This window comes from Mycolicibacterium arenosum (assembly GCF_024320865.1).
Taxonomy (GTDB): domain Bacteria; phylum Actinomycetota; class Actinomycetes; order Mycobacteriales; family Mycobacteriaceae; genus Mycobacterium; species Mycobacterium arenosum.
In genome coordinates this window covers 141,785-166,492 of the sequence record NZ_JANDBD010000004.1, presented here as the reverse complement: position 1 = coordinate 166,492, position 24,708 = coordinate 141,785, and the positions used below count along the sequence as shown (strand labels likewise).

The window sequence follows — 24,708 nt, the reverse complement described above, 5'->3', positions numbered from 1 at the left end:
CCGTCGGCTCAGTAGGGGATCTTTGCTGTCGCTCCAACGCGGTGGTGTCGGGTGTGGTGCGACCGTCGATCGTCCGTCGTCGAACGTCGCTGTACTGCAGCGTGATAGCCGTCCGAGGCGGCGGCGGTTAGGATTCCCGCTGTGACCCGGCGGCTGTACTTCTCCATCGTCGTGCCTGCGCACAACGAGGAGGGCTACATCGGGGCGACGCTTGAACACTTAGCGGCACTTGACTATCCGGACCAAAGGTATGAAGTTCTCGTCGTTGAGAACGGATCGTCCGATCGCACGCTCGACGTGGCGAGGCGATTCGAGTGCGGGAATGTACGGGTGTTCGCGAGCGACGCACGTGGTGTGTCCGCGGCAAAGAACGCGGGCGCCGAGCAGGCGTCGCCCGACGGCGACTGGGTGGTGTTCCTCGACGCCGACACACTGTTGAAGGCAAACTTTCTCACCGAGCTCGAATCCTTGCTTCGCAATGCGCGCACACCCCTCTCCGTCGGAACGTCGAGTGTCCGACCCATCGAGGGTGGGCGGGTGGCCAGGGCCTGGTTCGCCTACTACGACCTCGCACATCGACTTGGCAAGGGCTCGTACGCGATCCAGATCGCACGTCGCTCCATGCTCTCGCTGGTGCGATTCGACGAGGCGCTGGTGATGGGGGAGGACACCCGCTTCATCAAGGACGCGTGCGCGCAGGGCGACTTCTTCTTCCTGCCCACCGACACGGTGCTCACGTCGACACGTCGGTTCGAACAGGTCGGTTACTGGCGCTTGTTCCTGCGGTGGAGCGTGGTGGCGGTGCTGCCGCCACGGCTGCAGAGGGCCTTCGGGTACGAGATCATCCGCTGACCGTGCTGAGGCCGAGGTCGAGACGCTCGAACTCGTCGTTGCGATAGCACTGCGCCGCCGCCGAACGCCGGATCTTGCCGCTCGTGGTGATCGGGATGGCGCCGCGTGGCACCAGCACGAGGTCGGCGGGCGTCAGGCCGTGTGTCGTCGAGATCGCAGACGTGACTTGACGTTTGACGTTCAGCATTCTCTCGAGCACTTCGGACTCGGTGTCTCCGCGCTGTCTCACTTCGATGATCGCGACGAGTTGCTCGGTGCGGTCCTCCTCGACGGCGATGGCGGCCACCCGGCCACCGGTGATCTCACCGATGGTGGCTTCGATGTCGTCGGGATAGTGGTTGCGGCCGCGGACGATGACCAGGTCCTTGATGCGGCCGATGATGAAGAGTTCGCCGGCGTGCACGAACCCGAGGTCGCCCGTGCGCAACCACGGGCCCTCGGCGGTGCCCGGGGACGGCGACACCAGCGAGCCGCCGTAGGTGTCCTCGGTCTGTTCCGGCTTCTGCCAGTAGCCGAGGCAGACGTTCTCACCTCTGGTCCAGATCTCGCCGACGGTATCGGTCGAGCATTCGACTCTGGTGTGCGGATCGACGATGCGGACCTCGGGGCTGACCGGCGTGCCGTAGCTCACCAGCGCGGCACCCTCGTCCGGGCCGCACGTCACCGCGCGACCCGCGGCGAGCGCGTCGAGTTCGAAGTTCACCACGGCGGGCGTATCGGCGGGCTCGCGAGTCGCGACGTACAGCGTGGCCTCCGCCAGTCCGTAGCACGGTTTGAGGGCGCGCTCTGGGAGCCCGTACTTCGCGAACCGCCTGGTGAAGCGTCGCAGCGTGGCGTCGTGCACCCGTTCCGCACCGCTGATGAGCCCGACGACGCCGCTGAGGTCGAGTCCCGCCATGTCCTCGTCCGTGGTGCGCGCGGCCGCGAGTTCGAACGCGAAGTTGGGCGCCGCGGTCAGCGCGTTGGGACTTGACGCCATCAGCTGGACCCAGCGCGCCGGACGGGCGAGGAACGCCAGCGGCGTCGTCACCATCGTGCGCCAGCCGCCGAGGATCGGGGCGCACACCCCGAGCATGAGTCCCATGTCGTGATAGAAGGGCAGCCAGGAGACGGCGGTGGTGCCCTCCGGCGCGACCTTGCCGTACTCCGGAAAGAAGTCGGCCATGATCTGCTCGAAGTTGGCCGAGAGGTTGCGGTAGCTGACCATCACGCCCGCCGGACTGCGCGTCGAGCCCGAGGTGTACTGCAGGTAAGCGGTTTCCGGGCGCGACCCGCGCAGCCTGAACTGCCTGCTCCGCATGTCGAGGTCGAGCCGATCCACCGCGATGACGGTGGCATCCGATCGCCGCGCGTACTCCGAGACGACGTCGACCATCACCGATGTCGTGAGCACGACGGTCGGGGCCGCGTCGGCCATCACCGCGCCGACCCTCTCGTCGTGGGCACCGCTCATCGGCGTGGACAGCGGCACGGCGATGAGTCCGGCCTCCAACGAGGCCAGGAACGCCACCAGGTAGTCGAGCCCCTGCGGCGCGACGATGACGCTGCGGTCGCCGATCGCGGCGACCGAGCTGAGGGCCAGCGCCAGGTTGGTGGTGCGGCGATACAGCTGCGCCCAGGTGAGACTGGTCGAAACGCCCTCCCACTCGACGTCGTAATCGACGAAGGTGAACGCGATGTCGTTAGGTTGCAAGCTCGCTCGCTCCCGCAGTATCGCGGGGATCGTCGCCTCTGACATGTTCACGTCCCTCTCTGCAGCAGCCGAATGACCTCGGTCGAGCTCGCGACAAGCTTAAGTAATGCGAACCCGAGATGCGCAGCATAGCGAAAAGCCCTATGGCACACCGCATTACCGCATCCAGGGTTTCACCGTGTCGCGCGGTGAGTCGCGCCGCGAGGTGGATATTTCGCAAATCGATTGCTGTTCCCTGAAGTTGAGTACCTTTTGAATCATTCCTTGTGCCTGCAAGGCGATCCGGGGTGTGAACAGCGGATGAGTGGAGGCGCGTGTGTCACCGGCGGTCCGCGAACGGCGAGCGGCGTGGTTGCCGGCGGCGGTCGTGGTTCACTGACGCGGCCCGGCAGCTGACGTCGTCACGGTGGAGAACGCATTGGCAAGACGCGCGCCGTTCGTCGGCGGCCGGGGTGGGGTGAAGGGGTTATCGCGCTAGGTCTAGCGGTCGGCGGTCGAGAACCACTTCGTCTTGATCCGCCAGGAGTGCGCCGACGCCAGTGCGAAACCCGCGCCGCAGGCGCAGGCGAACACCCACGTCAGCGTGGTGCTCGTCGCGACGGATTGCAGCGACGGCACCAGCGACGTGACGATCCGGACGATGCAGGCGGCGATGCCGCTGATCGACGCGGCGAGATAGACGTTGGCGATGCGGCGCGACCGCGGGTCCTTGCGCAGGATCAGCAGCGCGCGGCACCCGTAGCCGAGGAGGTAGATCAACGTGCCGCATAGCAGGATCCAGTAGGTGGCCAGCCAGAAGTCGGTGGGCACCTGGAAGAAGTCCGGCTTGTAGATCGCCGCGCCGTTGCCGAGCGAAAAGGTCACCAGGAGCAGTGGGATGCACAGCGTGGCCGGGCGCTCGACGTACTGCTTGAACGTGACCTGCATGGCGTGGTCGTCCTGAAGACGGCCGAGGGTGTTGTACACGACGGCCGACGCCGCGACGATGTACGCGTCGTGACCGAGGTAGTCCTCGAGATTCCACTTGCCGGTGAGGTCGTATAGGAAGTGGCCGATGGTCTCCGAGGCCCACGGCGACATCAGGAAGACGGCCAGGCCCTGCAGGGCGATATTCAACGTTGCAGCAACTTCCCACCGGCACGACCAGGTGACACGGCGAATCCAGAGGCTCCAGCCGATGCACACGAGGGTGATCGCTATGAGCACTGTGAGAGCCATGCTGTTGCCTTAGTCGCCGGTGAGTCCGCCGCAGCGAGTCTACTGCTATAGAGGCGGTGCGTCAGGCCGCGGAGCTAACTGCGATAGCTTCGGGCGCGCCGGCCGGACCTCGGTTCGGGTCTCGGTGCGCGTGGCAACCGTCGTCGGCGCCGATTCCAGATAGCTGAGAACCTCGTCGCGGCTCATCAATCCGAACCTGACCTGCAGGTCCGGGTAGTTGATCGAGAACCGGTCGGCTACCAGCCGCAGTTCTTCGGCGTTCGGGTAGTCGGCTTCCTTGATACGGCGGTAGTAGGTGCTGCTGGACGTCCCCAGCGCGTCGTAGATCGCCTTCGCGTCGATATCGCCATCGAGCAGGTAGTCCAGCAGAGCTTTTAGCTGTCTGCCGTTCTCATCGGTACGTGGCACCGCTCCACAATAACCGCATTTCCCGATCCTGGGCAGTGGCAGCCGCAAAAAGGACAACCGGCCCATAATTAACACCGGCGTCACAGTTTTGGCAGATGTGTCCCATATTTGGGAATAGCGTGTAGCTTGTTCACCATGATCCGCGCAAACTTGCAGCTGACCGATTACGACGCCGCCGGACGCCCTCGCACGGACGACATGGCGTGCCACAGCGCAACACTTTCGGCTGTGCTCACCGACGAACTCGACGGTGCCGCCACGGCGTTGGGCCTCACCAGCGAGGAGATTCTGCTGGCCGCCCTGGGGCGTGCGGTGCAGCGGACCATCGGCGAGGGCTTCGTGGCCGTCGACGTGGCCCGATTCGACGACTCCAGCTACCCGGTCGCGCTTGCCTGCGTGGGTCCGGATCGGATGCCGGCCACCGACATGCTGACCAGCGTGCACCAGTCGCTGGTCGCGCTGACCGCGCACCCGATGGAGCGCCCGGTCGCCGATGATCCCGGCACCGACCCGATGTCGGACGTTCTGTTCTCCTTCGGCATGCCGATGTCGCGCCCCGCTGGCTACGGTCACCTCCTCGAGCTGCACGCGCACTTCGACGGCGGCGCGATGCGCCTGGACTGGTGGTACGACCCGCGCAGCTTCGAGGCGTACACCGTCGAGGAGCTCGCCGAGCAGCTGCCGTACGCGATGATCGAGCTGACCTCGGAGTCGGCGCCGGTCGCGACGTCCGAGCTGGCGGCTGCGTACTGAGAGACGGTCGCTAGAATCGACCGCAACGGCGTCGATCCGGCCATCACCGGGGAGCCTTCGGAAGAACGGCCGCGGTTGCCCGCGCCTCAGTAGAACCGAACGGTTGGGCCCGTCAGCGTCCGCAGTTGAGCGGCATCTCCGGCGGAGGTGCAAGCGGGGTGGTACCGCGGCGCTCGCGCAACCGCGCGACGTCGTCCCCGTGCCTATCAGCACCACAGGCACAGGAGACGACCGCACGTGAGCGCGTACCCCAAGCCGGCGAGCGGCTCGCCGAACTTCCCCGAACTCGAGCGCGAGGTCCTCGACTTCTGGGACGCCGACGACACCTTCCGCGCCAGCATCGACCGTCGCGACGGCGCTGACGAGTACGTCTTCTACGACGGGCCGCCGTTCGCCAACGGCCTGCCGCACTACGGTCATCTGCTGACCGGCTACGTCAAGGACATCGTCCCGCGATACCGCACGATGCGCGGATACAAGGTGGACCGCCGCTTCGGGTGGGACACCCACGGACTGCCCGCCGAACTCGAGGTGCAGCGCCAGCTCGGGATCAGCGACAAGGCGCAGATCGAGGAACTCGGCATCGGCGCGTTCAACGACGCCTGCCGCGCCTCGGTGATGAAGTACGCGGGCGAGTGGCGCAGTTACGTCACCAGGCAGGCGCGGTGGGTCGACTTCGACAACGACTACAAGACGCTGGACATCGGCTTCATGGAGTCGGCGATCTGGGCGTTCAAGAAGCTCTGGGACAAGGGCCTGGCGTACGAGGGCTACCGCGTCCTGCCGTACTGCTGGAACGACGAGACCCCGCTGTCCAGCCACGAGCTGCGGATGGACGACGACGTCTACCAGAACCGGCAGGATCCGGCGCTGACCGTCGGCTTCCGTATCGATTCGGGGGAGCTGACCGACTCGTACCTGCTGATCTGGACGACGACGCCGTGGACGCTCCCGTCGAATCAGGCCGTCGCCGTCAACCCCGAGGTCTCCTACGTCCAGGTGCTCGGATCCGACGGCCGTCGCTACGTGCTCGCCGAAGCGCGGCTCGCCGCCTACGCGCGGGAACTCGGTGAGGAGCCGGAGGTGCTGGCCACGTATCGAGGTGCCGATCTTCTCGGCACGTCGTACCTGCCGCCGTTCCCCTACTTCGCGGATTCGAAGACGAACTCGTCCAGTGCTTTCCAGGTGCTGTCCGGCGACTTCGTCACGACCGACGACGGCACCGGCATCGTGCACATGGCGCCTGCCTACGGCGAGGACGACAAGGCGACGGGCGACGCCGCGGGCATCGTGGCGGTGACACCGGTCGATTCGAAGGGCCGGTTCGACGCGACGGTGCCCGACTACGCGGGTCAGCACGTGTTCGACGCCAACCCGCAGATCATCCGCGACCTGAAGAACGGTACGGGTTCGGCGGGAGTCAACGCGCCCGTGCTGCTGCGGCACGAGACCTACGACCACTCCTATCCGCACTGCTGGCGGTGCCGGAACCCGCTGATCTACCGGGCGGTGTCGTCGTGGTTCGTCGACGTGGCGCAGTTCAAGGACCGGATGGTCGAGCTGAATCAGCAGATCACCTGGTACCCGGAGCACGTCAAGGACGGCCAGTTCGGTAAGTGGCTGTCGAACGCCCGCGACTGGTCGGTGTCGCGAAACCGATACTGGGGCACCCCGATTCCGGTGTGGAAGTCCGACGATCCGGCGTATCCGCGGATCGACGTGTACGGCAGCCTCGACGAGTTGGAACGTGACTTCGGCGTGCGCCCGGACAACCTGCACCGGCCCTACATCGACGAGCTCACCCGGCCGAATCCCGATGATCCCAGCGGCAATTCGACGATGCGGCGCATCGAGGACGTGTTCGACGTGTGGTTCGACTCGGGGTCCATGCCGTACGCCCAGGTGCACTACCCGTTCGAGAACGCCGAGTGGTTCGACACCCACTTCCCGGCCGACTTCATCGTCGAGTACATCGGCCAGACCCGCGGCTGGTTCTACGTCATGCACCTGCTCGCGACCGCGCTCTTCGACCGTCCCGCATTCAAAACCTGTGTCGCGCACGGCATCGTGCTGGGCAACGACGGGCAGAAGATGAGCAAGTCGCTGCGCAACTACCCCGATGTCAGCGAGGTGTTCGACCGAGACGGGTCCGACGCCATGCGGTGGTTCCTGATGGCGTCACCGATCCTGCGCGGCGGCAACCTCGTCGTCACCGAGCAGGGCATCCGCGAGGGGGTGCGACAGGTGCAGCTGCCGATCTGGAACGCGTACACGTTCCTGACGCTGTACGCGCCGCAGCGCGGGCGGTGGCGTACCGACTCCACGAACGTGCTGGACCGCTACATCCTGGCCAAACTCGCGGTGCTGCGCGACGATCTCACCGAGGCGCTCGACACGTGCGACATCTCGGGAGCGTGTGACCAGCTGCGGCAGTTCGCCGACGCCCTGAACAACTGGTACGTGCGGCGGTCCCGCGCGCGGTTCTGGAACGAGGACTCCGACGCGATCGACACCCTGCACACCGTTCTCGAGGTGACCAGCAGGCTGGCGGCGCCGCTTCTGCCGCTCACGACCGAGGTCATCTGGCGCGGCCTCACGGGTGAGAGGTCGGTCCACCTCACCGACTGGCCGGCGGCGGGTTCCCTTCCCGCCGACGCCGCGCTGGTGGCCGCCATGGATCAGGTGCGCGACGTGTGCTCGGCGGGTTCGTCGGTGCGCAAGGCGAAGAAGTTGCGGGTGCGGCTGCCGCTTCCCGAACTGACTGTCGCCGTGGCGGATCCGGAGGCGCTGCGACCGTTCGTCGACCTCATCGCCGACGAGCTCAACGTCAAGGCCGTGGAACTCACCGATGAGATCGACACCTACGGTCGCTTCAAGGTCGCCGTGAACGCCAAGGTGGCGGGGCCGCGGCTCGGCAAGGACGTGCAAGCCGCCATCAAGGCCGTGAAGGCGGGGGAGAGCGTGCTCAACCCGGACGGCACGCTGACGGCCGGGCCCGCCACGCTCACCCCGGAGGAGTACACCTCGAAACTCGTTGCCGCCGAACCGGAGTGGACCGCGGCTCTGCCGGACGGTGCTGGACTGGTGGTGCTCGACGGAACGGTGACGCCCGAACTGGAGGCGGAGGGCTGGGCCAAGGATCGCATCCGGGAGCTGCAGGAGCTGCGCAAGAGCACCGGGCTCGACGTGTCCGACCGCATCAGCCTGGTGCTCTGGGTGCCCGCCGAACGGGAGGGGTGGGCGCGCGCGCACGTCGACCTGATCGCCGGCGAGGTGCTGGCGACGACTTTCGCGTTCGGTGACCTGCCCGACGGGCACGACATCGGCGACGGCGCGAAGGCCGCGATCACGAAGGCGTGACGCGGGCCGCCCTGCTCCCGAAGGTCACGACGTCGCCGTGCTGAAGCTGACGGCCGCGCCGGGTCTCGACGGCGCCGTTGACGGTGACGAGCCCATCCGCGATGACCTCCTTCGCGTCGGCCCCGGAGTCGATCAGCGATGCGAGCTTGAGGAACTGGCCGAGGCGGATCGACGCGTCGCGAATCGGGACGTCCTCTGCTGCCATGGCGCCAGGCTAGCGCCCTAGCATCGGCGGTTATGGATCGCTGGGTGCTGCACTTCGACATGGACGCGTTCTTCGCCTCCGTCGAGCAGCTGACGCGGCCCACGCTGCGCGGACGCCCGGTGCTCGTCGGCGGTCTCGGCGGGCGAGGGGTCGTCGCGGGCGCGAGCTACGAGGCCAGGGTGTTCGGCGCCCGCTCGGCCATGCCCATGCATCAGGCGCGGCGGATGGTCGGCGCCGCCGCAGTCGTGCTACCGCCGCGCGGTGCGGTCTACGGCATGGCCAGCGGCCGGGTGCTGGACACCGTGCGCGAGGTCGTGCCCGTCCTCGAGCAGCTGTCGTTCGACGAGGCGTTCGGCGAACCGGTCGAGCTCGCAGGTGCCGATGCGGACGCCGTCGAACGGTTCTGCGAGCGGCTGCGGGCCAGGGTGCGCGAGCAGACCGGCCTGGTGGCGTCCGTCGGCGCCGGATCGGGCAAGCAGCTCGCCAAGATCGCGTCGGGTCTGGCCAAGCCCGACGGCGTCCGGGTGATCCGCCGTGCCGAGGAGCGTGCGCTGCTGGCCGCGCTTCCGGTCCGCAAGCTCTGGGGCATCGGCCCGGTCGCCGAGGAACGCCTGCACCGGCTCGGCATCGACACCGTCGGCGCACTGGCCGCCCTGACGGACTCCGAGGTGGCCGACGTGCTCGGGTCCACCGTCGGCGCCGCGCTGCACCTGCTGGCCCGCGGCATCGACGACCGCCCGGTGGCCGAGCGCGCCGGTGCCAAGCAGATCAGCGCCGAATCCACCTTCGCCGAGGATCTGACGACGCTCGACCAACTGCGCGACGCCATCGTGCCCATCGGCGAGCACGCACACCGCCGGCTGCAGCGCGACGGCCGCGGGGCGCGCACGGTGACGGTCAAGCTGAAGAAGTCCGACATGAGCACGCTGACGCGATCGGCGACGCTGCCGTACGCGACCGTGGAGGAGGCGACGCTCATCGGCACCGCACGCAGGCTGCTGCTCGATCCCATGGACATCGGACCCATTCGCCTTGTCGGCGTTGGCTTCTCGGGCCTGTCCGATGTCCGCCAGGAATCACTGTTCCCGGACCTCGACCAGGCCCTCGAGGCGTCCGACGACAGGCAGGCCGGGCCCGCGCCGGTCATCGCGCCCGCGCCGACCGGGTGGCGCGTCGGCGACGACGTCGTCCACGACCGGTTCGGCCACGGGTGGGTGCAGGGTGCGGGGCACGGCGTGATGAGCGTGCGGTTCGAGACCAGAGCCAGCGGTCCGGGGGTGATGCGGACGTTTCCGGTCGACGATGCCGAGATCCGGCGCGCGGATCCGCTCGACAGTCTCGACTGGCCGGAGTTCGTGGCGGCACGCGCCGCGTCAGCCCCAGTCGGCGAGGACGCCGGCGACGGGTGAGCCGGCGGCTAGCGCCGCCATCATCAGCACTCTGGCCTGCGCCGGGCGCAGTGTCGGCACCATGATCGCGCCCGCGTCGGCGAGCGCGCGGCCCGGCCCGTAGCGCGCGCTGACCGTCGCGTCGGGCACCCGTGTCGACACCGCGACGACCACACCGTCCGAGCACAGCCGCTGGACGCCGTGCAACACCGCGTCCGGCACGTTGCCGGCGCCGAGCGCCTCCAGTACGAGTCCGCTGGCGCCCGCGGCCGTGTACGCGTCCATCGCCACCGCGTCGGCGCCCGCGTACACGGCGACCACGTCGACGCGGGGCGCGATCGCCGCGCTGGCGGCGCCGATCACCGGGCGGCGCTTGGGTCGGGTGAGGTGCACCGTGCCCGGTGTCACCGTGCCGAGCGCGGTGCCCGCCCAGCGCTCCCCGATCTTGGTGAGGCCGAGTGGCTGCCACACCGTGCCCGCGAAGCTGACCAGCACGCCGAGGTCCCCGGTCGACGGACTGGCGGCCACGGACACGGCCTCGGCGAGATTCCGCGGACCGTCGGGCTCGACTGCGTCGCTGGAGCGCATCGCCCCCGTCAGCACCACCGGCACCGCGCCGGAGTACGTCGCGTCCAGCCACAGCGCGGTCTCCTCCAGGGTGTCGGTCCCGTGCGTGACCACGACGCCGTCGGCCCCGCCCTGGACCGCGGATGTGATCGCCGCGCCGATCCGGTCCCAGTCCGCCGGTACCAGCCGGCTGCTGTCGACCGCGAGCAGATCGATGACGTCGACCCCGTCCGCGGAGTCCAGGCCGACCACCAGGTCGCGGCCCGATCGAGTGGGCCGGGCCACCCCGTCGGCGCCGGAGCGCGTCGCGATGGTGCCCCCGGTGGTGATGACGACGACGCGGCCCATGCCCGAGATTGTTCACCATCGAACGCCGTCCGTTGGGGCGCGTCGGACGCACGCCCGTACCCTTTTGGGATGATGGACGCGTGACCGACGAAACCACCGATTCGGCCGAGGCCACCGCCACGGACGAGACGGCCGTGTCCCGACCGCGGCGTCGGCTGCGGATGCTGGCCTCCGTCGCGGCGGTCGTGCTCGTCCTCGACGTCGTGACCAAGGTGCTGGCCGTCGAACTACTGACGCCGAATCAGCCGGTGTCGATCATCGGCGACACCGTGACCTGGACGCTGGTGCGCAACCCCGGCGCCGCGTTCTCCATGGCGACGAGCTACACGTGGGTGCTGACGCTGATCGCGACCGGCGTGGTGGTGGGCATCGTCTGGATGGGCCGTCGGCTGGTGTCGCCGTGGTGGGCTCTGGGGCTCGGCATGATCCTGGGCGGTGCGCTGGGCAATCTGGTCGACAGGTTCTTCCGCTGGCCCGGCCCGCTGCAGGGCCACGTCATCGACTTCCTGTCCATCGGCTGGTGGCCGGTGTTCAACGTGGCCGACCCCGCGGTGGTGGGTGGCGCGATCCTGCTCGTCGGATTGTCGTTGTTCGGCTACGACTTCGATACCGCGGGTAAGCGCCAGCCGGACGGCGCATCGGATGACGCCGGGAGGGCCCAGCCGGCTCAGCCGACGCGCGCGGAGGACGCCGGGCCCGAGCCGGACGCCACCCCGGAGTGACGAGTCGTTCGATGCCGGTGCCCGAGGGCCTGGCCGACATGCGGGTGGACGCCGGACTGGCCCGGCTGCTCGGGCTTTCCAGGACCGCGGCCGCCACGCTGGCAGAACAGGGCGACGTGGAAGTCGACGGCGTCGCGGTGGGGAAGTCCGACCGCCTGGTGGCCGGCGCGTGGCTGGAGGTGCGGTTGCCGGAAGCGCCTGCGCCGCTGGAGAATCCGACGGTCGACGTCGAGGGCATGACGATCCTGTACAGCGACGCCGACATCGTCGTCGTCGACAAACCCGTCGGGGTGGCGGCGCATGCGTCGGTGGGGTGGACGGGACCGACCGTGCTGGGCGGGCTGGCCGCCGCCGGATTCCGCATCACCACGTCGGGGGTGCACGAGCGTCAGGGCATCGTGCACCGCCTCGACGTCGGCACGTCCGGCGTCATGGTGGTGGCGATCTCCGAGCGCGCCTACACCCTGCTCAAGCGAGCGTTCAAGCAGCGCACCGTCGACAAGCGGTACCACGCGCTGGTGCAGGGACATCCCGATCCGTCGAGTGGCACCATCGACGCGCCCATCGGTCGGCACAAGAGCAACGACTGGAAGTTCGCGGTGACCGAACAAGGTCGGCACAGCATCACGCACTACGACACGCTCGAGGCCTTCCAGGCGGCGAGCCTGCTCGACGTGCACCTGGAAACCGGCCGCACCCACCAGATCCGCGTGCACTTCTCCGCGCTGCATCACCCGTGCTGCGGTGACCTGACGTACGGTGCCGACCCGACGCTGGCGAAACGCCTCGGGCTGGAACGGCAGTGGCTGCACGCCAGGGCGCTGAGCTTCGCGCATCCGGCCGACGGCCGGCGCGTCGAGTTCACCAGTCCGTATCCGGCTGACCTCCAGCACGCCCTGGACGTGCTGCGCAACCACGCGTTGTGACGGGCGAGGCCCGCACCCGTCGCGCAGGAGTCCTGTTCGGGGTCGGCGCGTTCGCCTGGTGGGGGCTCTGTCCCGGGTACTTCCCGCTGCTGCTCCCCGCCGGCTCGGTCGAGGTGCTGGCGCACCGCATCGTGTGGAGCGCGGTCTGCCTTGCCCTGGTTCTCCTGGTGGCGCGCCGGTTCGGCGATCTGCGCAGGCTGTCGGGGCGGACCTGGCTGATGCTGGCGGCGGCGTCGGCGCTGATCGCGCTGAACTGGGGCACCTACATCTACGCGGCGACGCACGGCCACGTCGTCGACGCCGCGTTGGGCTACTTCATCAACCCGCTCGTCACCGTGGCACTGGGTGTGGTGGTGTTCCGCGAGCGCATCGGCAGACTGCAGACGGTGGCGCTGGGCATCGCCGTCGTGGCGGTCGTCGTCTTGACGGCCGGTGTCGGCGCCCCGCCCTACATCGCCGGTGTGCTCGCGGTCTCGTTCGCGCTGTACGGGTTGGTCAAGAAGGTCGTCGTCGCGGATCCACGGGTCAGTGTCGCCGTCGAAACGTTCCTCGCTCTGCCGTTCGCCGGCGGCTACCTGATTGCGCTGGAGGCGCTCGGGAAGGGCCACTTCGTGGGCGAGGGCGGCGCGCACACCGTATTGCTGATGCTGGCCGGGCCGATCACGGCGGTACCGCTGCTGCTCTTCGCTGCCGCGGCCCAGCGGCTGCCGATGGTGACGATCGGCCTGCTGTTCTACCTGAACCCCGGCCTGCAGATGGCGTGGGGCGTGATCGTGGGCCACGAGCCGATGCCGCTCGCGAGATGGATCGGATTCGCTCTGATCTGGGCGGCCCTGGCCGTCATGACGATCGACGCGGTGCGCCGGAAACCCGCCCCGGACTCACTGAACAGACGTTTGCCGAAACCCTCTAGTTGACCGGTCTGTAGCAATGCAATACGGTTTGCCAGGCGAGGTTCGAACGCCTCGCGGGTGAGGTCCGCACATGCCGCAATTGAACGGTCACGCACCGTCCACCGGAAGGCGCCGGGGACGGCCCGTCGGCTCCGACTCGGCCGAGACGCGCAGTCGCATCCTGCGCGCCGCTCGCCGGGTCATCAACGAGCGCGGCTATCACGCTGCGACGTTTCAGGCGATCGCCGTCACGGCGGAGTTGAGTAGGCCCACACTGCATTACTACTTCGCCAGCCGGGAGGAGATCTTCGAGGCGCTTCTCGCCGACGTCAGCGGCGTGATGGCCGACTGTATCGCCAAGGCGCAGCGTCACGAACGCCTGGTCGACCAGCTGTCAGCCCTGGTGAAGGCGATTCAGGAGGTCGACCAGCGCGACCACTCCACCCTCGCGTTCCTGGTGAGCGCACGGCTGGAGGCCAGCCGCAATCCTGAACTCGAGTACGACGGTGACGCCGCGATGCGCGCATTCATCGCCACGCTGGTCGACGCGGCAGCCGACCGTGGCGAACTCCAGGAGCACGTGTCGTCGAAATCGGTCGTCGACCTATTGCACTCGGTGGTGTGGGGAATGGGCTTCTACGCCGGGTTCGTCAACGACGCTGAGAAGACGCACGAGATAACCAAGCAACTGACCAGGGTGTTCGCCCACGGCTTGCTGAACCCCGTCTCCGTGTCCTGAATCCGCGGCGCGGGCCGCGCACCCCCGAATCCGTTCCGACACGTACCGCGACACGCCGAAGACTGTCGGTGGACGGCCATAGACTGGCGTGCCTATGAGCGGTTCATCGTCTAAGTCCTCGGGGTCTTTCGTTCACCTCCACAACCACACCGAGTACTCGATGCTGGACGGTGCGGCGAAGGTCAAGCCCATGCTCGCCGAGGCGCAGCGCCTCGAGATGCCCGCCATCGGCATGACCGACCACGGCAACATGTACGGGGCGAGCGAGTTCTACAACGCAGCAACGGATATGGGCATCACGCCGATCATCGGCATCGAGGCCTACATCGCCCCCGCGTCGCGTTTCGACACCAAGCGGGTGCAGTGGGGGGATCCCAGCCAGAAGGGTGACGACGTCTCCGGTAGCGGCGCATACACCCACATGACGATGGTCGCGGAGAACGCCACGGGCCTGCGGAACCTGTTCAAGCTGTCCTCGCTGGCGTCGTTCGAAGGTCAACTCGGCAAGTGGGCGCGGATGGACGCCGAGATCATCGCCGAACACGCCGCGGGAATCATCGCGACCACGGGCTGTCCCTCTGGTGAGGTGCAGACGCGGCTGAGGTTGGGCCAGGAGGCGGAGGCGCTCGAGTCCGCCGCCAAGTGGCGCGAGATCTTCGGGCCGGAGAACTACTTCCTGGAGTTGATGGACCACGGCATCGAGATCGAGCGCCGGGTCCGCGACGGCCTGCTGGACGTGGGCCGCAAGCTCGGCATCCCGCCGCTGGCGACCAACGACTGCCACTACGTGACCAAGGAGGCGTCGCGCAACCACGAGGCGCTGCTGTGCGTGCAGACCGGCAAGACGCTGTCGGATCCGACGCGGTTCAAGTTCGACGGCGACGGCTACTACCTCAAGTCGGCCGCGGACATGCGGGCCATGTGGGATTCGCAGGTGCCCGGCGCGTGCGATTCGACGCTGCTGATCGCCGAGCGCGTCCAGCCCTACGCCGAGGTGTGGGCGCCGAAGGACCGGATGCCGGTGTTCCCGGTGCCCGAGGGTCACGACCAGGGGTCCTGGCTGCGGCACGAGGTGGCCGCGGGGCTGCAGCGCAGGTTCCCGTCGGGAGTCCCGACCGAGTACACCGACCGCGCCGAGTACGAGATCGGCGTGATCTGCGACAAGGGCTACCCGTCCTACTTCCTGATCGTCGCGGACCTGATCAACTACGCCCGCTCGGTCGACATCCGGGTGGGCCCCGGCCGTGGCTCGGCCGCCGGCTCGCTCGTCGCGTACGCGATGGGCATCACGAACATCGACCCGATTCCCTACGGTCTGCTGTTCGAGCGGTTCCTGAACCCCGAGCGCGTCTCGATGCCCGATATCGACATCGACTTCGACGACCGCCGCCGCGGCGAGATGCTGCGCTACGCCGCCAACAAGTGGGGCAGTGACCGAGTCGCCCAGGTCATCACGTTCGGCACCATCAAAACCAAAGCGGCACTCAAGGATTCGGCGCGCGTCAACTACGGTCAGCCGGGTTTCGCCATCGCCGACCGCATCACCAAGGCGCTGCCGCCGCCGATCATGGCGAAGGACATCCCGCTGTCGGGGATCACCGATCCGAACCACGAGCGGTACAAGGAGGCCGCCGAGGTCCGCGCGCTGATCGAGACCGACCGCGACGTGCAGACGATCTACGAGACCGCGCGCGGTCTCGAGGGACTGGTCCGCAACGCCGGTGTGCACGCGTGCGCGGTGATCATGAGCTCGGAACCGCTCATCGAAGCGATCCCGCTGTGGCGGCGGCCGCAGGACGGCGCGGTCATCACGGGATGGGACTACCCCTCGTGTGAGGCCATCGGCCTGCTGAAGATGGACTTCCTGGGGCTGCGCAACCTGACGATCATCGGGGACTGCCTCGAGAACATCCGGGCCAACCGCGGCATCGAGCTCGACCTGGAGCAGGTGCCGCTGGACGATCCCAGCGCCTACGCACTGCTCGGCCGGGGTGACACGCTCGGTGTGTTCCAGCTCGACGGCGGCCCGATGCGCGACCTGCTGCGCCGCATGCAGCCCACCGAGTTCGAGGACGTCGTCGCCGTCATCGCGCTCTACCGACCGGGTCCGATGGGCGTGAACGCCCACAACGACTACGCCGACCGCAAGAACAACCGGCAGGCGATCAAGCCGATTCACCCCGAGCTCGAGGAGCCGCTGCGCGAGATCCTCGCCGAGACCTACGGCCTCATCGTCTACCAAGAGCAGATCATGCGCATCGCGCAGAAGGTCGCCGGCTACTCGCTCGCCCGAGCGGACATCCTGCGCAAGGCCATGGGCAAGAAGAAGCGCGAGGTGCTCGAGAAGGAGTTCGAGGGCTTCTCCGAAGGGATGAAGTCGAACGGGTTCTCGGCGGCGGCGGTCAAGGCGCTGTGGGACACCGTGCTGCCGTTCGCGGACTACGCCTTCAACAAATCCCACGCCGCGGGCTACGGGCTGGTGTCGTACTGGACGGCCTACCTCAAGGCCAACTACCCGGCCGAGTACATGGCCGGTCTGCTCACCTCCGTCGGCGACGACAAGGACAAGGCGGCGGTGTACCTGTCGGACTGCCGCAGGCTCGGCATCACGGTGCTGCCGCCGGACGTCAACGAATCGGAACTGAACTTCGCCTCGGTGGGCACCGACATCCGGTTCGGGTTGGGGGCGGTGCGCAACGTCGGCGCCAACGTCGTTGCGTCGCTGATCAACTCGCGCACGGAGAAGGGCAAGTACACCGACTTCTCCGACTACCTCAACAAGATCGACGTGGCGGCCTGTAACAAGAAGGTGACGGAGTCGCTGATCAAAGCGGGCGGGTTCGACTCGCTCGGCCATTCCCGGAAGGGACTGTTCCTCATCCACACCGACGCGGTCGAGTCGGTGCTCGGGACCAAGAAGGCCGAGGCGATGGGGCAGTTCGACCTCTTCGGCGGTGCCGACACCGCGACCGACTCGGTGTTCACCATCAAGGTGCCCGACGACGAGTGGGACGACAAGCACAAACTCGCCCTGGAACGCGAGATGCTGGGCCTGTACGTGTCCGGGCATCCGCTCAACGGCGTGGCCCACCTGCTGGCCACCCAGGTCGACACCCACCTCCCGGCGATCCTCAACGGTGACGTGCCCGCGGACACCCAGGTCCGGATCGGCGGCATCCTGGCGTCGGTCAACCGCCGCGTCAACAAGAACGGACTGCCCTGGGCCTCAGCGCAATTGGAGGATCTCACCGGCGGTATCGAGGTGATGTTCTTCCCGCAGACGTACTCGACGTTCGGCGCGGACATCGCCGACGACGCGGTAGTGATCATCGGCGCGAGGGTCAACGCCCGCGATGACCGCATCTCGCTGATCGTCAACGATCTGATCGTGCCGGACTTCTCCAGCGCTCAGGCCGACCGGCCGCTCGCCGTCAGCCTGCCCACCCGGCAGTGCACCGCCGAGAAGGTGACGGCCCTCAAACAGGTGCTCACCAACCACCCCGGCACGTCGATGGTCTATCTGCGACTCATCAGCGGCGAGCGCATCACGACCCTCGAACTCGACCAGACCCTGCGGGTCACCCCATCCTCGGCGCTGATGGGCGACCTCAAGGCGCTGCTCGGGCCGGGGTGCCTCGGCGGGTAGCCGCGTCACCCCAGGACGTTCACCGCTCTGGCGATGACCAGCGCCAACGTGGTGGTCGCCACAATGGCCTGCACGGTCATCATGAGCTTCGCCCACCGCGACAGCGGCATCGTGTCGGTCGGGGAGAACGCCACCGAGTTCGTGAAGCTGACGTAGAGGTAGTCGACGAACATCGGCCGCCAATCCGGCTTGGCGTTGCGCGGGTCGGTCATCTGCGGGAAGAGGAAATCCGGGTACGGCTGCGCGCCGGCCCGTCGGGCGAACGGGCCGCCGCGGTCGAGTTCCCAGAACCAGATCCCGAACGCGATGACGTTCGTGACCAGGATCGCCGCACCGCTGCCCAGCAGGAGTTCGGGACTGTTGCTCACCTGACCGGTCAGGATCCGGTAGTCGAGGATCGCCGCCGACAGCGTGTTGTCGACGGTGATCGCCGCGGTGAGCGACAGGCTGGTCCACTTGCCGAGCGCCGTGGACCGGGTCAGCCGCACGGGATTGAGCACCAGCAGAACCACCAGTAGCGCCACCTCGAGCGCGATCAGCGGCCAGCGCGGCACCACCGTGTACTGCTCGGGGATGGCCCGCTGAAGCGCGATGACGGCGACGATGGCGATGAGGACCGGCCAGCGGCTTTCGGGATCGCCCGGCCTCAACCAGGACGGCACGTGGTGTTCGGCGTCGCCCGCGATGCGCGCGGCGCGGCGGGCGAAGTCGTCGACCGGGGTTCTGGGTTCGGGCGTCTCGGCCATGAGCCCAGTGTGTGGGCCACCACGGGGGAATGGCGGACGACACGACTGGGAGGTCGCTGAGGACCTCCGGGCGGGTTAGCGGTCGGAGGTCCGGTGGAACAGGCTGAGGCCGAGCCAGACGACCGCGCTGGAGGCGGCGGCCGCGAGGACGGCCGGGCCCGCGCTCGTCGTGGCCAGCCCGACGATGGCGAGGACCAGGACGCCGACGGCGATCGCCGTGAGCTTGTACACCGGCCACGGAACGCCCGCGATCAGCACTTCGCCGGGGGTGCGCGTGGGTGCCGTCATGAGGTTGACGATAGCTCGTAACCGAGAGTTCGGGCAACCGAAACGCCGGATCAGTACGCCCCGAGACCGACGGACGGTTCGCAATAGTCCGTCCCGACTCCGGTCGGCTCAAACCCGTTTTCGCGGGCGGCACGTGGAGTGGCACCATTGACCGGTGTCCGCCGAGCTGAGCCAGAACCCCCGGATGACTTCCGCCGCGCCGTTGCGCGCCGCGGACATCGACGAGGCGGCGACGCGAATTTCCGGCGTGGTGGCGCGTACCCCGCTGCAGCTCAGCGAGCGACTCTCCGAGATGACGGGGCTGCGGGTGTACCTCAAGCGCGAGGATCTGCAGGCCGTGCGCTCCTACAAGCTGCGCGGCGCGTACAACCTGCTGATGCAGCTCAGCCCGGAAGAGCTCGAGGCCGGCGTGGTCTGTTCGTCGGCGGGCAATCACGCGCAGGGCTTCGCGCTGGCCTGCCGCTCGATGGGCGTGCACGGCAGGGTCTACGTTCCCGCCAAGACGCCGAAGCAGAAGCGCGACCGGATCCGCTACCACGGCGGTGAGTTCATCGACCTGATCGTCGGCGGCAAGACCTACGATCTGGCAGCCGAGGCCGCGCTCGACGACGTGGCCCGCACCGGATCCACGCTGGTGCCGCCGTACGACGACGTGCGCACCATGGCCGGCCAGGGCACCATCGCCGTCGAACTGCTCGATCAGTTGGACGGCGAACCCGACCTGGTGATCGTCCCCGTCGGTGGTGGGGGCTGCATCAGCGGCATCACGACCTACCTGGCAGAGCGCACCGCCAACACGGCCGTGCTCGGCGTCGAACCCGCGGGTGCCGCGGCGATGGTCGCCGCGCTGGCCACCGGTGGGCCGGTGACACTCGAGCACGTCGACCAGTTCGTGGACGGGGCCGCCGTCGCGCGAGCGGGCGCGATGCCGTACGCCGCGCTGTCCGCCGCGGGAGAGATGGTGTCGATCACGACGGTCGACGAGGGCGCGGTGTGCACGGCGATGCTGGACCTGTACCAGAACGAGGGCATCATCGCCGAACCCGCAGGCGCGCTGTCGGTGGCCGCCCTGATGGAAGCCGAGGTCGCACCGGGAGCCACGGTGGTGTGCCTCATCTCGGGCGGCAACAACGACGTGTCGCGCTACGGCGAGGTGCTGGAACGCTCGCTGGTGCATCTCGGCCTCAAGCACTACTTCCTCGTCGACTTCCCCCAGGAGCCGGGCGCACTGCGCAAGTTCCTCGACGGGGTGCTGGGGCCGAACGACGACGTCACTCTCTTCGAGTACGTGAAGCGCAACAACCGGGAAACCGGTGAGGCGCTGGTCGGCATCGAACTGGGGTCGGCGGCCGACCTCGAGGGTCTGTTGGCGCGGATGAAGACGTCGGACTGTCACGTAGAACTGCTCGAGCCGGGGTCACCGACCTACCGCTACCTGACCTAGGCGGCCGTGGCGCGCGGTGTCAACGGCACCAGGTTCTCGTCGTTGGCCCGGAACATCGGTTCGATGGGGATACGGTGCCGATCGGCGGCGTGGACGACCGCCGCGCACCAGCGCCTGTCATTGTTCGACAGTCCGCCGCGCCCCGGCCGGGTCAGCAGGAACGCCACCGTGTGTCCGCTGCCCAAGTGGTCGAGCAACCGGCGCAGTGCGAACATCAGGTGGTCCAGCCCGTCCGGGGGTGGGCGGACGCCGATCTCAAGGTCGGTCAGGATCTTGACCAACCGGCGGTCGGGTCCGACGAACGTGAAGCGCAGCAGTCGTTCTCCGAAGCCGAGTTCCTGCATGAGGGCGCGCCAGCGCTGCTGCAGGTCGGCGGGGGAGGCGACGGGGTCGGTGGCGGATTCGATCGGGGGGATGGGCAACAGGCTCATGCGGGCATCGTCTGTCGAGACGTGCAGGCGGGCAATGCGCCATCCACAGCACGGCGGCTGTGGATGGACTAGTTGACAGACTTCAGGATCGCGAACGAATGCCCTTGCAGGACGGTCGAATCACCGACCACCGGATCACCCCACGCGAGCACCGTCTGGCCGGTGACCGGAACGTCGACGGGCTGCTCGCCGAGATTGCACGCGATCGCGATGGCACCGCGGTGCATCACGAACCAGCGCTGCTCCTCGTCGAACTCGATGCGCAGGTGGTCCAGCCACGGATCCGCCATGTCGGGCTCGGCGGCGCGCAGGGCGATCAGGTGCCGATAGACGTCGAGCAGTCTGCGGTGCTCGCCGGAGGACACCTCGTCCCAGGCCAGCTTGGAGTTCAGGAGGGTCTGCGGGTCCTGCGGGTCGGGCACCTCGTCGGCGTCCCACCCGTGCGAGGCGAACTCCGCCTTGCGCCCTTCCGCCGTCGCACGGGCGAGTTCGGGTTCCGGATGCGACGAGAAGAACTGGAACGGGCTAGACGAGCCCCACTCCTCACCCATGAAGAGCATGGCGGTGTAGGGGGAGCCCAACGCGAGCGCGGCCTTGATCGCCAGTTGACCGAAATCCAGGTTCTGCGAGGGGCGATCGCCGATGGCACGGTTGCCGACCTGGTCGTGGGTCAGCGTGTACGCCAGCAACCGGGTGGCCGGGATCAGCGCGGTGTCCAGCGCGCGCCCGTGCCGCCGGTGCCGGAACGACGAGTACGTCCCCGCGTGGTAGTAGCCGTGCAGCAGGGTCGTCGCGAGCGTCTGCAGCGAGCCGAAATCCGAGTAGTAGCCCTGCTGTTCACCGGACACCGCGGTGTGGATGGCGTGGTGGATGTCGTCGTCCCACTGCGCCGTCATACCGAGACCGCCCAAGTCGCGCGGGGTGATCAGGCGGGGATCGTTGCGGTCGCTCTCGGCGATCAACGACAGCGGTCGGCCGAGACGTGCGGAGAGCGAGGCGGTTTCGGCTGACAGCTCCTCCAGGATGTGCACCGCGGTGGTGTCGACGAGAGCGTGGACGGCGTCGAGGCGCAGCCCGTCGGCGTGGAAGTCGCGCATCCAGCGCAGCGCGCATTCGATGATGTAGGCGCGCACCTCGTCGGAATCGGCATCGGCGATGTTGATCGACTCGCCCCACGGATTGCTGCCCGACGACAGGTAGGGTCCGAACTTCGGCAGGTAGTTGCCCGACGGACCGAGGTGATTGAACACCGCGTCGATCAGCACGCCGAGACCGCGAGCGTGGCAGGCGTCGACGAAGCGCGCCAGGGCGTCGGGTCCGCCGTAGGCCTCGTGGACCGCGTACCACAGCACGCCGTCGTAGCCCCAGCCGTGTGTGCCGCCGAAGGCGTTGACGGGCATCAGTTCCACGAAGTCGACGCCGAGTTCGACGAGGTAGTCGAGCCTGTCGATCGCGGCGTCGAGGGTGCCGTCGGGGGTGAACGTGCCGATGTGGAGTTCGTAGATCACCGCGCCCTCGATGGACCGCCCGGCCCACTCCGTGTCGGTCCACGTCACCGATGAGGCGTCCCACAGTTGCGAACGGTCGTGGACGCCGTCGGGCTGACGCGGCGAGCGCGGGTCCGGCAGCACCTTCGGATCGTCGTCGACGACGAAACCGTAACGCGCGTCGGGTGCTGCGTCGGCGACCGTGCGCCACCAGCCGTCGTCGGACTTCGTCATCGGGTGGAGCACACCGGCGACGTCGAGTTGCACGCGCTGAGGGCGCGGCGCCCACACGGCGAATTCGCGGTCAGCCATCGGATCTCACCAGCAGCGCGACGGGCAGGTCGGCGAGCAACTCGGTGACGGCGACTGCGCCGACGTACGAGCGCTCGGACAACCGATCGGTCCAGTGGCCGGGCGGCAGGGTCAACGACGTGTCGCCCCAGCCGGATTCGGCCAGCCGGACGGTCCACCGACCGGCCACCGACACGACGTCGTCACCGCGCTGGAACGCCACGACGTGCTCGCGGGCGGCACCCGCCGTCAGCACGGGTCGATAACCGCCGGCGAGGAACGTCTGCGGCCGCTCGCGCCGCAGCGCCAACGCGGCGGCGGTGACGCGCAGCTTGTGGTGGTCGCCCGCGCCGAGCGCCTGACGGTGTTGTCGGTAGTCGACGGGTCTGCGGTTGTCCGGGTCGACGAGGCTGTCCTCCCATAGTTCGGTGCCCTGGTATACGTCGGGGATGCCCGGTGTGGTCAGTTGAAACAGCTTCTGACCCAACGCATCACTGCGACCATACGGGTCGAGGCGTCCCACCAGGGAGGTCAACTGCGTGGCGACGGGCCCGTCGAGGACGGCGTCGAGCCAGTCGTGCAGAGCGGCTTCGAACGCGGTGTCCGGGTCGTTCCACGAGGTGTGCGTTGCCGCTTCCCGGATCGCCTTCTCGGCGTACGCGTGCAATCGGTCTCGCAGCTCGCCCATGACGTGGCCGGTGATCGGCCACACCCCGAAGACGTTCTGCAACAGGAAGTGCGCCGTCGCGGTGTCGGGCGGCGGGGTGGCGTCCAACCAGCCTTCGACGAATTCGCTCCAGAGCGAGGGCACCTGCGAGAGCACCCCGATCCGGGCGCGGACGTCCTCGCCGCGCTTGGTGTCGTGGGTGGTGAGCGTCGTCATCGCGTGCGGCCACAGGTGAGCGCGCACCGCGCTGCGGTGGTGGAACTCCGCTGTCCCGACGCCGAACCACTCGGGCTCGCCGCCGACCTCGTTGAGGGACACCAGCCGCGCATCGCGGTAGAACAGGCAGTCCTCCATCGACTTGGCGGTGGCTGCCCCGCACAGCTGCTGAAGCCGTGCGGTCACCTCGTCGCTGACATCGGCAGCGGCGGCCACGATCGTCAGAGCATCGCCGAGTCCGGCTGTCTCCGAGGCGGTTTCAGCGAATGCCACGGGGAGCACGGCGGCCAGCGACCGGTAATCCGACCGATAGACGCCGATTCGACTGAGGAGTTCGGCGATGGCGCCGGGGAGATCGCCGTGCTGCTGCCCGGTCGCGGTGACCACGTTGCGCACCACCCTGGCCAGTTCGCTCCCGAGGGTCTCGGTGACGGCCTGCACCTTGAGTGCTCTGGCCGCCGCCGCGAATCCCGGACTCTCTCCGGCGACGAGTTCGGTGAGGGCCTGCCGCCCGGTGGGATCGACGAACACCCCGCCGACCTCGCGCAGGGCGTCGTAGCCGGTGGTGCCCGCCACGGGCAGCGTCGACTCGAGTGCCTCGTCGGGCGCCAGGATCTTCTCGATCACGATCCACGCATCGGGCCCGGTGAGCTCGCGCAACCACTCCAGATAACCTGCGGGGTCGGTCAATCCGTCGGGATGGTCGATGCGCAGCCCGTCGACCAGGCCCTCGTCGAACCACCGTTTGACCTCGACGTGGGTCGCGTCGAACACCGCGCGATCCTCCTGGCGCAGCCCGGCGAGCGACGTGATGGAGAAGAACCGGCGATAGCCGCACACGTTCCGCTTCCAGTCGATCAAGCGGTAGTGCTGACGTTCGTACACCTGCGGGCCGGAGCCGTCGCCTGTCCCCGGCGCGACGGGCCACTGCCGATCGCCCAGTCTCAGCACGTCGCCGTCGACCTCCAGGTCGGCGATGTCGGCGTCGGAGCCCAGCACCGGCAGCACGATCCGGCCGTCGGGATCGAGGTCCCAGTCGATGTCGAAGTACGACGCGTAGGTCGACTCGGCGCCGTGCGTGAGAACGTCCCACCACCAAGCGTTCTGGCGGGGGTCGTCGACCCCGACGTGGTTGGGGACGATGTCCACGATCAGCCCCATCCCGCGGGCTCTGGCCGCCGCGGACAACCGCGCCAGCCCCTCGGCCCCGCCGAGGGAAGCGGACACCGTCGTCGGATCGGTCACGTCGTAGCCGTGCGTGGAACCGGTTGCGGCCGTGAGGATCGGTGACAGGTAGAGGTGCGAGACGCCGAGCGCGTCGAGGTAGTCCAGTTGCGCCTCGGCGTCGGCGAAGGTGAAGGCGTCACCGCGCATCTGCAGGCGGTACGTCGACAGGACGGGTGTCACGGGGGATGGCATC

Annotated in this window: 20 protein-coding genes; 10 read left to right on the top strand and 10 right to left on the bottom strand. The window is 68.2% G+C overall.

The features are described from left to right. Positions 1-141: 141 nt before the first annotated feature. Positions 142-852, top strand: a complete 711-nt coding sequence (locus NM203_RS10885; RefSeq protein WP_308212823.1) for a glycosyltransferase family 2 protein — start codon at positions 142-144, stop codon at positions 850-852. Here NM203_RS10885 and NM203_RS10880 read toward each other — a convergent pair. The 3 genes from NM203_RS10880 to NM203_RS10870 all read right to left on the bottom strand — a co-directional run bounded on the left by NM203_RS10880 (position 842) and on the right by NM203_RS10870 (position 4,171). Further along, a complete protein-coding gene (locus tag NM203_RS10880; RefSeq protein WP_255059900.1) occupies positions 842-2,590 on the bottom strand; it encodes an AMP-binding protein in 1,749 nt (582 codons plus the stop codon). The genes NM203_RS10885 and NM203_RS10880 overlap by 11 nt on opposite strands. A gap of 435 nt (positions 2,591-3,025) precedes the next feature. Further along, entirely contained in the window at positions 3,026-3,763 is a 738-nt protein-coding gene (locus NM203_RS10875) for a hypothetical protein (protein WP_255059899.1), read from the bottom strand. A gap of 45 nt (positions 3,764-3,808) precedes the next feature. Further along, positions 3,809-4,171: an XRE family transcriptional regulator gene (locus NM203_RS10870; RefSeq protein WP_255059898.1), complete on the bottom strand. Its 363-nt coding sequence runs from the start codon at positions 4,169-4,171 to the stop codon at positions 3,809-3,811. A gap of 135 nt (positions 4,172-4,306) precedes the next feature. Between NM203_RS10870 and NM203_RS10865 the strand changes: the two genes are divergently transcribed. Both NM203_RS10865 and ileS read left to right on the top strand, forming a co-directional pair. After that, positions 4,307-4,924, top strand: a complete 618-nt coding sequence (locus NM203_RS10865; protein ID WP_255059897.1) for a hypothetical protein — start codon at positions 4,307-4,309, stop codon at positions 4,922-4,924. Between the two features lie 237 nt (positions 4,925-5,161). Continuing rightward, complete coding sequence (gene ileS, locus NM203_RS10860) at positions 5,162-8,284, top strand: isoleucine--tRNA ligase (protein WP_255059896.1); 3,123 nt, start codon at positions 5,162-5,164, stop codon at positions 8,282-8,284. Here ileS and NM203_RS10855 read toward each other — a convergent pair. Continuing rightward, positions 8,271-8,489, bottom strand: a complete 219-nt coding sequence (locus tag NM203_RS10855; RefSeq protein WP_255059895.1) for an RNA-binding S4 domain-containing protein — start codon at positions 8,487-8,489, stop codon at positions 8,271-8,273. The two genes, ileS and NM203_RS10855, sit on opposite strands and share 14 nt — an antisense overlap. A 32-nt stretch (positions 8,490-8,521) precedes the next feature. Here NM203_RS10855 and NM203_RS10850 point away from each other — a divergent pair, with 32 nt between their 5' ends. After that, positions 8,522-9,898 carry a DNA polymerase IV gene (locus NM203_RS10850; protein WP_255059893.1) on the top strand — a complete coding sequence of 459 codons (1,377 nt, stop codon included), beginning with the start codon at positions 8,522-8,524 and terminating at the stop codon, positions 9,896-9,898. On the opposite strand, the gene NM203_RS10845 is transcribed toward NM203_RS10850, so the two are convergent. Beyond that, positions 9,863-10,792: an asparaginase gene (locus tag NM203_RS10845; RefSeq protein WP_255059892.1), complete on the bottom strand. Its 930-nt coding sequence runs from the start codon at positions 10,790-10,792 to the stop codon at positions 9,863-9,865. The two genes, NM203_RS10850 and NM203_RS10845, sit on opposite strands and share 36 nt — an antisense overlap. A gap of 80 nt (positions 10,793-10,872) precedes the next feature. Between NM203_RS10845 and lspA the strand changes: the two genes are divergently transcribed. The 5 genes from lspA (at position 10,873) to dnaE (ending at position 17,718) form a co-directional block, all read left to right on the top strand. Beyond that, entirely contained in the window at positions 10,873-11,514 is a 642-nt protein-coding gene (gene lspA / locus NM203_RS10840; RefSeq protein WP_255059891.1) for a signal peptidase II, read from the top strand. Between the two features lie 11 nt (positions 11,515-11,525). Continuing rightward, on the top strand, positions 11,526-12,440 hold the full coding sequence (locus tag NM203_RS10835; protein ID WP_255059890.1) for an RluA family pseudouridine synthase: 915 nt from the start codon (positions 11,526-11,528) through the stop codon (positions 12,438-12,440). Beyond that, a complete protein-coding gene (gene rarD / locus NM203_RS10830; RefSeq protein WP_255059889.1) occupies positions 12,437-13,357 on the top strand; it encodes an EamA family transporter RarD in 921 nt (306 codons plus the stop codon). Before NM203_RS10835 ends, rarD begins: the two co-directional genes overlap by 4 nt. A gap of 67 nt (positions 13,358-13,424) precedes the next feature. Then, a complete protein-coding gene (locus tag NM203_RS10825) occupies positions 13,425-14,072 on the top strand; it encodes a TetR/AcrR family transcriptional regulator (RefSeq protein ID WP_255059888.1) in 648 nt (215 codons plus the stop codon). A gap of 94 nt (positions 14,073-14,166) precedes the next feature. Next, on the top strand, positions 14,167-17,718 hold the full coding sequence (gene dnaE, locus NM203_RS10820) for a DNA polymerase III subunit alpha (RefSeq protein ID WP_255059887.1): 3,552 nt from the start codon (positions 14,167-14,169) through the stop codon (positions 17,716-17,718). A gap of 5 nt (positions 17,719-17,723) precedes the next feature. Here the strand turns inward: dnaE and NM203_RS10815 are convergent, their stop codons facing one another. Further along, positions 17,724-18,464 carry a hypothetical protein gene (locus NM203_RS10815; protein ID WP_255059886.1) on the bottom strand — a complete coding sequence of 247 codons (741 nt, stop codon included), beginning with the start codon at positions 18,462-18,464 and terminating at the stop codon, positions 17,724-17,726. Positions 18,465-18,539: 75 nt separating this feature from the next. After that, positions 18,540-18,752: a hypothetical protein gene (locus NM203_RS10810; RefSeq protein WP_255059885.1), complete on the bottom strand. Its 213-nt coding sequence runs from the start codon at positions 18,750-18,752 to the stop codon at positions 18,540-18,542. Positions 18,753-18,906: 154 nt separating this feature from the next. Between NM203_RS10810 and ilvA the strand changes: the two genes are divergently transcribed. Then, on the top strand, positions 18,907-20,196 hold the full coding sequence (gene ilvA, locus NM203_RS10805; RefSeq protein ID WP_255059884.1) for a threonine ammonia-lyase IlvA: 1,290 nt from the start codon (positions 18,907-18,909) through the stop codon (positions 20,194-20,196). Here the strand turns inward: ilvA and NM203_RS10800 are convergent. The 3 genes from NM203_RS10800 to treY all read right to left on the bottom strand — a co-directional run bounded on the left by NM203_RS10800 (position 20,193) and on the right by treY (position 24,707). Beyond that, the gene (locus tag NM203_RS10800; RefSeq protein ID WP_255059883.1) at positions 20,193-20,627 is read right to left on the bottom strand and encodes a hypothetical protein; all 435 of its coding nucleotides are present in this window, start codon (positions 20,625-20,627) and stop codon (positions 20,193-20,195) included. The two genes, ilvA and NM203_RS10800, sit on opposite strands and share 4 nt — an antisense overlap. Positions 20,628-20,695: 68 nt before the next feature. Then, complete coding sequence (treZ, locus tag NM203_RS10795) at positions 20,696-22,426, bottom strand: malto-oligosyltrehalose trehalohydrolase (protein WP_255059881.1); 1,731 nt, start codon at positions 22,424-22,426, stop codon at positions 20,696-20,698. Further along, positions 22,419-24,707 (bottom strand): malto-oligosyltrehalose synthase, encoded by a 2,289-nt coding sequence (gene treY, locus NM203_RS10790; RefSeq protein WP_255059880.1) that lies wholly within the window; start codon positions 24,705-24,707, stop codon positions 22,419-22,421. The genes treZ and treY overlap by 8 nt, the downstream gene beginning before the upstream one ends. Position 24,708: the final 1 nt, after the last annotated feature.